This window comes from Alphaproteobacteria bacterium, assembly GCA_015231795.1.
Classification (GTDB): domain Bacteria; phylum Pseudomonadota; class Alphaproteobacteria; order Rhodospirillales; family WMHbin7; genus WMHbin7.
The window spans coordinates 227,262-239,500 of the sequence record JADGAX010000001.1 but is presented as its reverse complement, the minus strand read 5'-3'; the positions used below and the strand labels follow the sequence as shown (position 1 = coordinate 239,500).

Sequence of the window (12,239 nt, the reverse complement as noted above, 5' to 3'; positions counted from 1 at the left end):
ATGGCCGCCACCAGCTATCTGATCATTCCGGGTCTGGGCGGTTCCGGTCCAGATCATTGGCAAACGAAATGGGAAGCCCAGTTGCCCAACGCCAGACGCGTGCAGCAGGAAGACTGGGACCGGCCCGACAAGGACGCCTGGATTGCCAACCTGGACAAATGCGTCGCCGACAGCCAAGCCCCGCTTGTCTTGATTGCCCATAGTCTGGCCTGCGCCCTGGTCGCCCACTGGGCTGGACAATCGGCACATACCGACAAAGTGCATGGCGCGCTGCTGGTCGCCCCGGCAGACGTGGATTCAACGGAACATTCACCCAGCGAGGCCCGTTGTTTCGCCCCCATGCCGCTGGAACTTCTGCCTTTCAAGACCCTGGTCCTGGCCAGCCTGAACGATCCCTATGTGGCACCTGAGAGGGCGCACTATTTCGCGGCCTGCTGGTATGGCGGATTCTTGGATGTCGGCGAGCTGGGCCACGTCAACGCGGAATCCAACCTTGGCGACTGGCCCCAGGGCCGCGACTTGCTGTCCAGCATCTTGCCCAGGTCATGAGCCAGTCGCGCCCCAGCTTTCTGATTTTCGACTGGGACAACACGCTCATCGACAGTTGGGCCTGCCTGCATGAAGCGATCAACATCACGCTAGACGCCATGGGCCAAGCGCCATGGTCGATGGACGAAGTGCGCACGCGCATCGCCCTGTCGCTGCGCGATCATTTCCCCATTCTTTTTGGAGATCGCTGGGAAGAGGCAAGTGAGGTTTTCTACGCCGCCTTCAAGCAAGTGCACCTGTTGCATCTGAAGCCCCTGGATGGCGTCGAGGAGATGCTGTCCGAATTGAATGGGCGCGGCTTGTTGATGGGCGTGGTCAGCAACAAGACCGGCGCCTATCTGCGCGAGGAAGCCGATCATCTGGGGTGGAGCGGCTATTTCCACCGTCTGGTCGGCGCCACCGATGCCGCGAGAGACAAACCGGCCCCCGATCCGGTGCATCTGGCGCTTGACGGATCGGGCATCGAGGCGGGGCGCAATGTCTGGTTCATTGGCGATGCGCCCGTCGATATGGAATGCGCACGCGTGACGGGATGCGTTCCCATCCTGCTTCGCTCTTTCCCGCCCAAAGCTGGCGAATTTTCGACCCATCCCCCCGAAGCCGCCTTCAAAAAGCCGGAAGACCTTCTTATTTACTTGGAAAGCCTTAGTTAATCGCGCCTTCCGGGTAGGGGGTTTCCTTCCAAAGAAAATGGTGATAATCCTGTTTTTAAGGGCCGATGCCGGTGGGCATCCGGTTCGTCACAACAAGAGCGTCCACCCAAAACAAAGGAACAGAAAATGTCTTCCGAAAAATCACAAAACGTCCAGGACGTCTTTCTCAATTACATCCGCAAGAATAAAACGCCCGTCACGGTCTTTCTGGTCAATGGCGTGAAGCTGCAGGGCATTGTCACTTGGTTCGACAATTTCTCTGTTTTGCTGCGCCGCGACGGCCATACGCAGCTTGTGTACAAGCATGCCATTTCTACCGTGATGCCGGGCACGCCCATTTCGCTCTTCGAGCCGCCCATCAAGGAAGACGGCGGCGAGTGAGTTCTTTTTGAACGATCATCCCGCCAAGGGCGCTGGCGACGGCGCTGCGGGAACGCGCGTCCTGGTCGTCCACCCCTTCATGAAGGGGACGCCGGACAGCCGAGACCCCGAGGCCCGCTTGGACGAGGCCGTGGGCCTGGCCCAGGCCATCGCGCTAGAGGTCGTTGCCGCCGAATATGTGCCCTTGTCGAAATACCGCCCATCGACGCTGCTGGGGCAGGGAACCGTCGAGCGCCTGAAAGGCGTCATCGAAGAGGACGAGATCGTCCTGGCCATCATCGACGCAACTTTGTCGCCCATCCAGCAGCGCAATCTGGAAAAGGCCTGGGACTGTAAGGTGATCGACCGCACCGGCCTGATCCTGGACATTTTCGGGGCCAGGGCCAGAACGCGGGAAGGCTCGCTTCAGGTGGAATTGGCGGCCCTTTCCTATCAGAAAAGCCGTTTGGTGCGGTCATGGACCCATCTTGAGCGCCAGCGCGGCGGCTTCGGCTTCCTGGGCGGGCCTGGCGAAACGCAGATCGAAACCGACCGGCGCCTGATCGGCGAGCGCATCGCCAGATTGAAAAAGGAATTGGAAGAGGTCAAGCGCACCCGCGACCTGCACAGAAAGGCGCGCAAGCGAGTACCTTATCCCATCGTAGCTCTTGTGGGTTACACCAATGCCGGCAAATCGACCCTGTTCAACCGCCTGACCAAGTCGGACGTCTTTGCGCAAGACCTGTTGTTCGCCACCCTGGACCCCACCATGCGCGGCCTGCAACTGCCTTCGGGGCGCAAGGTCATCTTGTCCGACACCGTGGGGTTCGTTTCCGACCTGCCGCACGAATTGGTGGCCGCCTTTCGCGCCACGCTGGAAGAAGTGCGTGAAGCCGATCTGATCATCCATGTGCGCGATGTGGCACATCCGGAATCAGAATCCCAGAAGTCTGATGTCGAGAAGGTCTTGAAGGAACTGGAACTCGGCGACGCCTACGAGCAACGCATGATCGAGGCGCTCAACAAGATCGATCTTCTGGAAGACAGCGAGCGGGAAGGGGCGCTGGCGGCATCGGAGCGCCCTGGCATGAAGGCTGCCGTTTCCGCCCTGACCGGCGATGGCTGCGGGCTGCTTTTGGAACGCATCGATTCGATGATTTCCATGGCGATGAACCAAATATCGGTTACGATCCCGCTGTCCGACGGGGCCTCGATGGCCTGGGTCTACGAACATGGCGAAGTGCTGGAGCGCCAGGATGGCGATGATAAGGCCATTTTAAAACTGCGCCTTGACGAAGCCAATCTGTCGCGCCTGAAATCAAGGCTAGGTGTGACCTTTGATGATTGATCTGGCGCATGTGGACCGGCTGATCCGCGATGTGGCGCAAGACGTCATTCTTCCGCGTTTTCGCAATCTGAAGGCGGGCGAGGTGCGTACCAAAAGCTCGGCCCGCGATTTCGTGACCATCGCCGACGAAGAAGCCGAAAAGCGGCTGACGGCGGAATTGACCGCCCTGCTGCCGGGTTCTTGCGTGGTGGGAGAAGAAGGTGTTGCCGCTGACAAAAGCGTGCTTGAGCGCCTGCGGGGCGACGATCCGGTTTGGATCGTCGATCCGGTGGACGGCACTGCCAATTTCACCGATGGAAATCCCGCTTTCGGCGTGATGGTCGCCCTGGTCAAGGGCGGCGAGACGCTGGCGGGTTGGATTCACGATCCGTTGGGACAGCGCACCGCCATGGCCATGAAGGGCAAGGGGGCTTGGCTGGAGGGGCAGAGATTGACGGTGCTCGCCCCATGTCCCGTTCACGAGATGACCGGCGCCATTTATTCCAAACGCACGTTGAACCGCTTGGCCGAGGCCGTCAAGAAACGCCGCTGCACGAGCTGCGCCGCCTTCGATTATCTGGGCACACTGACCGGCCTTAGCCATTTCGTGCTGTTCACGCGCCTGATGCCCTGGGACCATGCGCCGGGCGTGCTGATCCATGCCGAAGCGGGAGGCTTTTCCATGCTGACCGACGGTCGCGTCTATGTGCCCTTGCCGATGGAGGGCGTGCTCATCGCCGCCAGCGACGAGGCAAGCTGGACGGCGGTCAAGGATTTGGTGGATTCATCGACAGGGGGAACGATATGAGAATACGTTTCATTCTTCTCGCATTCGCCTTGCTGATCGCGGGCCATGCGCGTGCCGATGGCGATGTCACGGTCGAAACATTGGCCAAATCCAGCGCTAGTTGGAACGGAACGATGTTGCCGCCCTATGCGTCAGGCCAGCCCGAAATCAGCATCCTGCGCATTCGCATTGCGCCCGGCGCGACGCTGCCGATGCACCTGCATCCGGTGATCAATGCAGGCGTCATGATAAGCGGCGAGTTGACGGTAAAGACCGAGAAGGGCGAGGTCCTGCGGCTGAAGGCGGGCGAGGCCATCATCGAGGTGGTCGAACAATGGCATTCGGGCCAGAACGAAGGCAAACAGCCAGCCGAAATCGTGGTTTTCTACGCAAGCACCGCCGGGCAACCGCTGTCCGTCAAGCGTTAGTCAGCTACGCCGTTCCACCTTGAAACCGGCAAAGGCCTGCTGGGTCGGCATCACTTCGATGCGGTTGATGTTGACATGCGCGGGCAGGGCGGTGGACCAGAAAACGGTCTCGGCAATATCGTCGGCGGTCAGCGCTTCGACGCCCTGATAAACCTTGTCGGCCTCGGCCCGATTGCCCTTGAAGCGCGTCAGCGAGAATTCGGTGTCGGCCATGCCGGGTTCGATATTGGTGACGCGCACATTGGCCCCCAACAAATCCGAGCGCAGGGCCAGCGAGAATTGCTTCACGAAGGCTTTGGTGCCGCCATAGACGTTGCCGCCCGGATATGGATAGTTGCCCGCCACCGAACCGATATTGACGATATGGCCCTTGTCGCGTTCGACCATGCCGGGCAACAGCGCGCGCGTGACCGTGACCAGCCCTTTGACATTGGTGTCGATCATGGTTTCCCAATCGTCCAGATTGACCTTGTGGGCGGGTTCAAGCCCCAGGGCCAGTCCGGCATTGTTGATCAGGATGGTCACGTTGGCGAAGTCTGCTGGCAGATTGGCGAAGGCGTTCAGCACGGCGTCGCGGTTTCTGACATCCAGTTCGACCAGATGTGTTGGCACGCCCAACTCGCCTTTCAGCTTTTCAAGCCGGTCCATGCGCCTTGCAGCCAGAACCAGCTTGGCGCCATGCTTGGCGTAGCGCCTGGCGATCGCTTCGCCAAAACCCGACGAAGCCCCCGTTACGACCACGGTTTCGCTGGAACAATCGATCATCTCGCACCTCGTCAAAACATCTTGAAAATCATTTTAGGGGCGGGCGATTGGTCATAGCGCGTGATCTGCCAGATATAGACCTTGGCCGTTCCCTGCTGCTCGGTCTTTTGCGCGTTGCTTTCCAGCATGGGCAGATCGCTGATCATCTTGACCGTGCCATTGATGCTCATGCCAAGGCCGGTGGCGCGCTTGGCGTCTTCGGGGCTTAGCGTGTCGAACCAGATCGAGGCGCGGCCATCCTTGCCCACCAGCACCTTCATGATGGCGGCGTTCCGGCGCACGAACGTGTAGATGAAGGTGCCGCTGATCTTGTCGTCATGGCGGTAGCGCACGCGAAAGCGGCCGTTGCCCATGGTCGCCACTTCCTGAAAGCCGCTGTCGCGCCGCAGGTCGCGTTCCAGAATGGCCGTCTTTTTGGTCTGTTCCTCGATGGGCAGATTCTTGGTCTTGATGTCGTAGACCAGGGGGGCGTAATCCATCGTGCCTTTGTATTGCACGGCGAACGACCCGTCCTTCATGATCTGGATGATCGCCTCGAACTGGCTGGGCAGCCAGCAAGACCCCAGCAGTGGGACGAGAAGGGCCAGGATGAGAAAGCGAAGGATGGAAGCGCGCATGGGCGAAGACTAGCACAGCCTGCCGTTCAGCGCAGCCTTTCCTGACGTTTGAGGGCCAGGGCCAGCAGCAGGCAGATCAGGGCCAGCGTCGAGATGAAATAGGGGGCGGCCCCCCACGATCCCACCCGGTGGACCAGAAAGGCCAGAGTGGGTGGGCCTGCCAATTGGCCGATGCTTAAGCCCTGCACGATCATGCCGCCGATGGTTCCGACATGAGCGGGCGTGGGGGCGAAAGCGGGGGCGGCGATGAAGATGGCGGCTGGGATCAGGCCGCCCATGGCCGAGAACAGCAGACATAGGCCGTAGCGCGCCGCCAGCGGCAGTTCGTCGGCGAAGATGCCCCAGGCGCACAGGCCCATGGCCAGGGCCGCCATGAAGATCACCTGCCAGCGGGCCAATCCAAGGCGGATCAGCGGACCCGCCGACAGATTGCCGACCACGTTGAGCAGCAGGGCCAGGGCGGTCAGGCGGGCGGCCAGGGCGGGATCGAGCGCTTGTTCCTGCACCAGATAGGACGGCAGAAAACCGAACACCGTCTGGAAGGACATGCTGTAAAAGCAAAAACAGGCCGCCAGAATCCAAGGCGTCGGCAGCTTCACCAGATCGCGCAAGCGCCCCCTGGGGCGTTGCGCCTGCAAGGCGGCGTCGGGGCTGATCAGCAGGAAGGACAAAAGCAAGGCGGCCAAGGTCAGGGCCGAGGCGACCAGCCAATTGGCCCGCCAGCCGAACAGCATCAGCAAGGTCGGCGAAAGCGCCATCATGAAGGCCGCCCCCACCGGCATCCAGGTGCTCCACAGGCCGAAGGCCAGCCGATGATCCTTGGCTTGGCATTCGCGAAAGATCAGGGCCGGGGCCGCCACCACCACCGAGACGAAGCCGATCCCTTCAAGGGCGCGGGTGGCCAGCAACAAGGGCGTGGCCTGCGCGAAAGCCCCCGCCAGACTGCCCAGAACCGTGCAGCTTAGGCCGAACAGCAAGGTACGCTTCTGCCCCAGCCGATCAACCAAGCGTCCGACGAAGGACCCAGTAGCGGCGCCCAGAAGGGCGAACAAGGACAGAAGCCAGCCCACGGCCACCAAACTCATCTCGAGATCGGCGGAAACCTGGGCGGCGGCGGGCGGCACTTTGCCGACATGCATGGCCATGCTGACGCCAGCCAGCAGCACGGTCAGAACGGCAAGCCATTGGGTGGGACGCAAGTTGGCGTTGGGCATGATGGCTATTCAGCCGACTTCGCGGCTTCCCAGGCGGCTTCCATGGCTTCGGGCGTTTTTGCGCCGCTGGCCTCGACCGATTTGAAGCGCCGCTCGAATTTGCGGTTGGCCGAGCGAAGGGCCGATTCGGGATCGATCTGAAGTTTGCGGGCCAGATTGACACAGGTGAACAGCAAATCGCCCATTTCCTCGAAGCGGCGGCCTTGCCCGCCTTTGTCCATCTCGGCTTCCAACTCGGCCAGTTCCTCGCGCATTTTGTCGATGACGGGAGCGGGGTCGGCCCAGTCGAATCCTTTGCGGGCGGCCCGCTTTTGCAGCTTGGCAGCGCGCGACAAGGCGGGCAGGGTGACGGCCACGCCATCCAGCGCGCTGGTCCTGGGCTTTTCCTTTTCCTTATGGCCTTCCCAGGCCCTGGTCTGGGCCTCGGCATCGGCTTCCTTGGCGTCAGCGAAGACATTGGGGTGCCTGCGCACCATCTTTTGCGCGATGGCGTCGGCGATGGCGTCGAAATCGAACAGGCCCTGTTCGCGGCCCAACTGGGCGTAGAAGACAACCTGAAACAAAAGATCGCCCAATTCGTCCTTCAGCGCATCCCAGTCCGCCGTTTCAATGGCTTCGGCCACCTCATAGGCTTCCTCGATGGTGTGCGGAACGATGGTGGCGAAACTTTGCTCAAGGTCCCAGGGACAGCCCTCGCTGGGATGGCGTAATTGGGCCATGACGGCCAAAAGGCGGGAAAGAGGCGTGTCGGAAGAGGGGGGCTGGCTGCTCATGGCGGCAGCATACCCACCCTCATCCGTCGCACAAGCTAAATCAGCGCCATCCGGCGCGGTCGAAGATGCGCACCGCCAGGGCCGAATTCTCGCCCAGCATGGCAACGTTAAGGGTCTCGCCCTTGAAGCTGCCCCAGGCCGCCACATTGGGCGCCAGCTTGGCCGAGGCCAGCACCGGGAATTCGTTGTTGGCTTCGGCGAAGGTTTTCTGCGCCTCGGTGCCGGACAGGAATTCAAGAAGCTGCACGGCTTGCGTCTTGTTCTTGGCTGAAGCCGTGACGCCGCCGCCCGCCACATTCATGTGGACGCCGCGATCCTTCTGGTTGGGAAAGAACAAACCGACCTTCGACGCCGTTTCTCGCTCGTCGGCCTTGGGCGAAATCTGCATGCCGCCGAAATAATAGGTGTTGGCGATGGCCAGATCGCATTGACCGGCGGCCACGGCGGCAATTTGGTCGCGATCACCGCCCTGGGGCTTGCGCGCCATGTTGGCGACCACGCCCTTGGCCCAGCTTTCGGCCTTGTCCGGCCCCAAAACGGCTATCAAACCGCCCAGCAACGACTGGTTATAGGCTGAAGACGAACTGCGCACGCAAATCCGTCCTTTCCATTTCGGATCGGCCAAGTCCTCGTAGGTGGACAGCTCTTCCTGCTTTACCCGGTCCTTGGCATAGAAGATCACGCGGGCGCGGGCCGACAGACCATACCAATAGCCTTGTGGATCGCGGTATTGGGCGGGGATGTTCTTGTCCAGCACCGCCGATTTCGTGGGCTGCAAGACGCCCGCCACCCTGGCCTTGTGTAGATGGGCAACATCGGTGGTGATGAACAGATCGGCCGGGCTGTTGGCCCCCTCGCTCTTCAAGCGCTCAAGCAACTGATCCTCGGCAGCCGACAGCAAATTGACCTTAACCCCGGTCTTCTTAGTGAACTCGTCCAGCACGGGCTTCAGCAGATGATCCTTGCGGGCCGAGTAAAGATTGACCTCGGCGGCGCTGGCTTGAGCAGTGCCGAACAGGAGAGCGAGGGCGGCGAAGGTCAGTAGTGGCTTTTTAAGCGAAAGAGACATCGGCGAAGCATCCTAGTCGAGGGAGGGTTGGAATTGATATTGAGAGTTATTCGCATCATCAAAATCTGTCAAGGGCCAATCTCACAAAGCAGGAGCAGGGGGGGCTAATCGCCGGAAATGGGGAAAACGAACACCTGGGTTCTATCGATTTCCAAGGCGACCCGAAGCCCCTCGGGGGGGAGGGCACGGCTGGCAAGGCGTGCATGAAGATGAACGGGCTGGCAGTCTGGCCGTTCAACCTTCAAATGAATCAAACTGGTACGGCCAAGCAACCGAGAAGCCAGCACCTGCGCATGGCCCATTGGATCTTCGCGCAAGTGAACGCCTTCGGGGCGGATCAGCATTTCCACCTTGGCTCCGTTCAGGAAACCGGGGGCGGGGAAGGGTCCCAAACAGGTTTGAACATTCCCATCAACTACCTGAGAGGAAAGAGAATTAACCTCACCGAAGAAGGACGCCACGAAGGGATCGGCGGGTGAGGAATAAAGGCGCTCGGGCGTGTCCATCTGCACGATCCGCCCGCCTCGCATCACGGCGATGCGGTCGGCCATGAACATGGCTTCCTCGGGATCGTGGGTCACCATCAACGTCGAAACACGGCTGGATTTCAGAACATGCAAGGTTTCGTCGCGCACCTGATCGCGCAGGCGCTTGTCCAGGCCGGAAAACGGCTCGTCCAGCAGCATCAAGCTGGGATTGGGGGCCAGAGCGCGGGCCAAGGCGACGCGCTGCTGCTGACCGCCGGAAAGCTGATGCGGCCAGTTGTCGGCATGGCTGTCCATGCCGACTTGTGACAGTCTTTCATGGGCTTGCCTGCGCTTCTCGGGGCCGGACAATCGATCCAGCCCGAAAGCCACATTGCCCAGCACGTTCAGATGCGGAAACAAGGCGTAATCCTGGAATAGAAAGCCGACATGGCGCTCTTCGGGCGGCAGATGCGTGCCCAGGCCGGAAACCAGACGGCCATTCAGATGCACCGTTCCGGCGCTGACCCGTTCAAGGCCGGCCGCGATGCGCAAGGTGGAGGTTTTGCCGCAGCCGGAAGGCCCCAATAAGCACACCAATTCGCCCGGACGAACCTCGAGCGAGACTTTATCGACCGCGACATGGCCGCCGCCATAGCCCAACACCACGTTTTCAAGAACCAGCCCTTGATTCTGGGTCATGCGCTTTCTCCACCCGGTCTTGAGGTGGCGATGGCCCTGGACAACAAGATCACGGGAATGAGACCGGCAGCCACGATGACCAAGGCAGGGAGAGACGCCTCGGCCAGCCGCTCGTCCGACGCCAGGGTGAAAACGCGGGTGGCCAGCGTATCGAAATTGAAGGGACGCATGATCATGGTGGCGGGCAGTTCCTTCATGACATCGACGAAAACCAGCAGGGCGGCGGTCAGCAGACTGCCTCGGATCATCGGCATATGCACCCGGACCAGACGCTTCAAGGCGCCAAGCCCCAGGGTGCTGGCCGCCGCCTCGATCGAGGGCGTCACCTTGGACAGGCTGGCTTCGACCGTCTGCACCGAAATCGCCAGGAAACGGACACAATAAGCATAGATCAGGGCGGCGATGCTGCCCGTGATCAAAAGGCCGGAAAGCACGATCCCGAACCGCTCGTCCAGGAAGGCGGCCAGCGTCTTGTCCAGGAAGGTGAGGGGCACCAGCGTGCCGACCGCGATCACCGACCCAGGAACCGCATAGCCCAGGGCCGACAGGCGGACGCAGGATTTGACCAGACGGGTCGGGTGCAGCCGCTGGGCATAGCCCAGGATAATCGCCAACAGCACCGCCAGCCCGCCGGTCAAGGCGGCCAGAACCATGCTATTGCCCGCCAATTCAAGGAAATCGAGCGGAATTTCAAACCCATATGTCTCATAGGCCATGGCCAGCAACACGCCGCCCGGCAGCAAAAAGCCCAGCAGGACCGCAAAACCGCAGAAAGCCAGGGCCAGAAAAGCGGGCAAGGGGGCCAGTTCGACCCTGGGCAGGTTGCGGTAACGCCCCGTCGTGTGGTGATGACGCGCCTGGCCTCGGGAAAAGCGCTCAAGCAACAGCAGGGCCACGATGAACAGCATCAGAAGGGCGCCCAACTGTCCCGCCGCCTGCGGCTGGCCCATGCCCAGCCAAGTGCGATAGATGCCGGTGGTGAACGTGTCGACGGCGAAATAATGCACGGTGCCGAAATCGTTGAGCGTTTCCATCAGCGCCAGGGCGGTGCCAGCCGCGATGGCGGGGCGGGCCAGGGGCAGGGCCACCCGAAAGAAGGCGCGCCAGGGGCTTTGGCCCAGGGTTCGGCTGGCCTCCAAAACGCAGACAGACTGTTCAAGAAAGGCCGCCCGAGCCAGTAGAAAGACATAGGGGTAAAGGACCAGCGACATGACGATGATGGCGCCCTCCAGCGAGCGCATCTCGAAGAACCAATAATCCCTTGCCGAAGTCCAGCCAAAAGCAGCGCGCAGGACTGTCTGAACCGGACCCGCATAATCGAACAGCCAAGTATAGGCATAGGCGACGACATAGGCGGGCATGGCCATGGGCAGCAATTGCGCCCATTCCAGCCACCGACTGCCCGGAAAACGGCACATGGTGACCAACCAAGCGGTGCCGACGCCGCCCACGATGACGCACAGGCTGACTCCCAGCAAAAGGAGGATGGAATTGACGATATAGCCGGTCAGGACGGTGTCGGCCAGATGGCTCCATAGATCGCCCTGAAACAACAGCAGATTGCTGGAAACCACAAGGACCGGCAGGGCCGTGGCCAGACTGAGCAGAACGGCGAGGGCGGGCCAAGCCATGCGGCCAAGCCTGATTGTGGAAGGCGCGTTATCCGGGGCGAGAATGGCCGTATTCGGCATGGTCAATGGACTGTGGTGGGCAATTTCCGACTAATCCGAACCATAGGGCCTGAGAGGCCGAATGCAAATCATTTTCATCTCAAGCCAAATGCGCTCTTAAATCGGTTATCGAAGCCTATGGAAATCAGGGCCGCATATGCATCTTCGCATAAGTTTGCCTAGAAGGCTTCTAATTAGTGAATGAACGCTAAATCCTTATTAGGTAATGGGTTAAGTATATTCCGACCCGTTCAGTTGCAAGAGAATTTAGTTATGTTTTCTACAGAATCAGTCATTAGAAAATTCAATATTTCAGGAGGCCGTCATGCCAATTTTAAAAGGTCTCCAGTATCAGGCACCCATTGCCCCATTGGTTGGCCGTGTTTTTTTTCAGGACCGCGTGGACTCTGGCGAAACTTGGTTCCGCCAGTTTTCCATCCCTCCCTGTGACAGCCAGCCTTACCGAGACAATAGGGAACCGTCACTTGAAGAACTGCTGGCCGATCCAGTCATTCACCATTTGATGGACTGTGACGGCGTCAAAATGACATCTCTGCTCACGCTTATCAGAGAAGCGCAAAGGCGGCTCCGATGATACCCAAACCACTTAAGGAACTGCTTGGAGATACGTTGACCTCACCAGAGGAACGAAGTTTCGATCATTACGAAACGGCCATCTTGACCATAATGAAAAGTTGGCCGGATCTTTCCAGGTCCTCGGCGGTCAGATTTGTCAACGAACTACTGGAAATTGCTGACGAAAGAGGCATTGAGGACGTCAGTCCGCAGAGAAGAGCAGGCCGGGATAAGCGCCTCTGAATATCCGAGCAGCAAGGAAGAGACCTGCATTGACCGCGTGGG

The 12,239-nt window shown here is 60.2% G+C and carries 14 protein-coding genes; 7 read left to right on the top strand and 7 right to left on the bottom strand.

Translation table 11 applies throughout. The features are described from left to right. From HQL44_01070 to HQL44_01045, 6 genes are all read left to right on the top strand, one after another. Window positions 1–549 carry an alpha/beta hydrolase gene (locus HQL44_01070; protein ID MBF0267159.1) on the top strand — a complete coding sequence of 183 codons (549 nt, stop codon included), beginning with the start codon at window positions 1–3 and terminating at the stop codon, window positions 547–549. Continuing rightward, complete coding sequence (locus HQL44_01065; protein ID MBF0267158.1) at window positions 546–1,202, top strand: HAD family hydrolase; 657 nt, start codon at window positions 546–548, stop codon at window positions 1,200–1,202. The genes HQL44_01070 and HQL44_01065 overlap by 4 nt, the downstream gene beginning before the upstream one ends. A gap of 126 nt (window positions 1,203–1,328) precedes the next feature. Beyond that, complete coding sequence (hfq, locus tag HQL44_01060; GenBank protein ID MBF0267157.1) at window positions 1,329–1,583, top strand: RNA chaperone Hfq; 255 nt, start codon at window positions 1,329–1,331, stop codon at window positions 1,581–1,583. Between the two features lie 79 nt (window positions 1,584–1,662). After that, window positions 1,663–2,910 (top strand): GTPase HflX, encoded by a 1,248-nt coding sequence (gene hflX / locus HQL44_01055; GenBank protein ID MBF0267156.1) that lies wholly within the window; start codon window positions 1,663–1,665, stop codon window positions 2,908–2,910. After that, window positions 2,903–3,697, top strand: coding sequence for an inositol monophosphatase (locus HQL44_01050; GenBank protein ID MBF0267155.1), 795 nt, complete (start codon window positions 2,903–2,905; stop codon window positions 3,695–3,697). Before hflX ends, HQL44_01050 begins: the two co-directional genes overlap by 8 nt. After that, window positions 3,694–4,104 (top strand): cupin domain-containing protein, encoded by a 411-nt coding sequence (locus HQL44_01045; GenBank protein ID MBF0267154.1) that lies wholly within the window; start codon window positions 3,694–3,696, stop codon window positions 4,102–4,104. Before HQL44_01050 ends, HQL44_01045 begins: the two co-directional genes overlap by 4 nt. Here the strand turns inward: HQL44_01045 and HQL44_01040 are convergent, their stop codons facing one another. The 7 genes from HQL44_01040 to HQL44_01010 form a co-directional block, all read right to left on the bottom strand. After that, entirely contained in the window at window positions 4,105–4,869 is a 765-nt protein-coding gene (locus HQL44_01040) for an SDR family oxidoreductase (protein MBF0267153.1), read from the bottom strand. 11 nt (window positions 4,870–4,880) lie between these two features. After that, window positions 4,881–5,486 (bottom strand): hypothetical protein, encoded by a 606-nt coding sequence (locus HQL44_01035; GenBank protein MBF0267152.1) that lies wholly within the window; start codon window positions 5,484–5,486, stop codon window positions 4,881–4,883. Window positions 5,487–5,512: 26 nt separating this feature from the next. After that, entirely contained in the window at window positions 5,513–6,700 is a 1,188-nt protein-coding gene (locus HQL44_01030; protein MBF0267151.1) for an MFS transporter, read from the bottom strand. A gap of 5 nt (window positions 6,701–6,705) precedes the next feature. Further along, window positions 6,706–7,473, bottom strand: a complete 768-nt coding sequence (gene mazG, locus HQL44_01025) for a nucleoside triphosphate pyrophosphohydrolase (GenBank protein ID MBF0267150.1) — start codon at window positions 7,471–7,473, stop codon at window positions 6,706–6,708. Window positions 7,474–7,513: 40 nt separating this feature from the next. After that, on the bottom strand, window positions 7,514–8,542 hold the full coding sequence (locus tag HQL44_01020; protein MBF0267149.1) for a Fe(3+) ABC transporter substrate-binding protein: 1,029 nt from the start codon (window positions 8,540–8,542) through the stop codon (window positions 7,514–7,516). A 104-nt stretch (window positions 8,543–8,646) separates the two neighbouring features. Beyond that, window positions 8,647–9,708 carry an ABC transporter ATP-binding protein gene (locus HQL44_01015; GenBank protein ID MBF0267148.1) on the bottom strand — a complete coding sequence of 354 codons (1,062 nt, stop codon included), beginning with the start codon at window positions 9,706–9,708 and terminating at the stop codon, window positions 8,647–8,649. Continuing rightward, the gene (locus HQL44_01010; GenBank protein MBF0267147.1) at window positions 9,705–11,399 is read right to left on the bottom strand and encodes an iron ABC transporter permease; all 1,695 of its coding nucleotides are present in this window, start codon (window positions 11,397–11,399) and stop codon (window positions 9,705–9,707) included. The genes HQL44_01015 and HQL44_01010 overlap by 4 nt, the downstream gene beginning before the upstream one ends. Window positions 11,400–11,703: 304 nt before the next feature. Here HQL44_01010 and HQL44_01005 point away from each other — a divergent pair, with 304 nt between their 5' ends. Then, entirely contained in the window at window positions 11,704–11,973 is a 270-nt protein-coding gene (locus HQL44_01005; GenBank protein ID MBF0267146.1) for a hypothetical protein, read from the top strand. Window positions 11,974–12,239 lie beyond the last annotated feature (266 nt).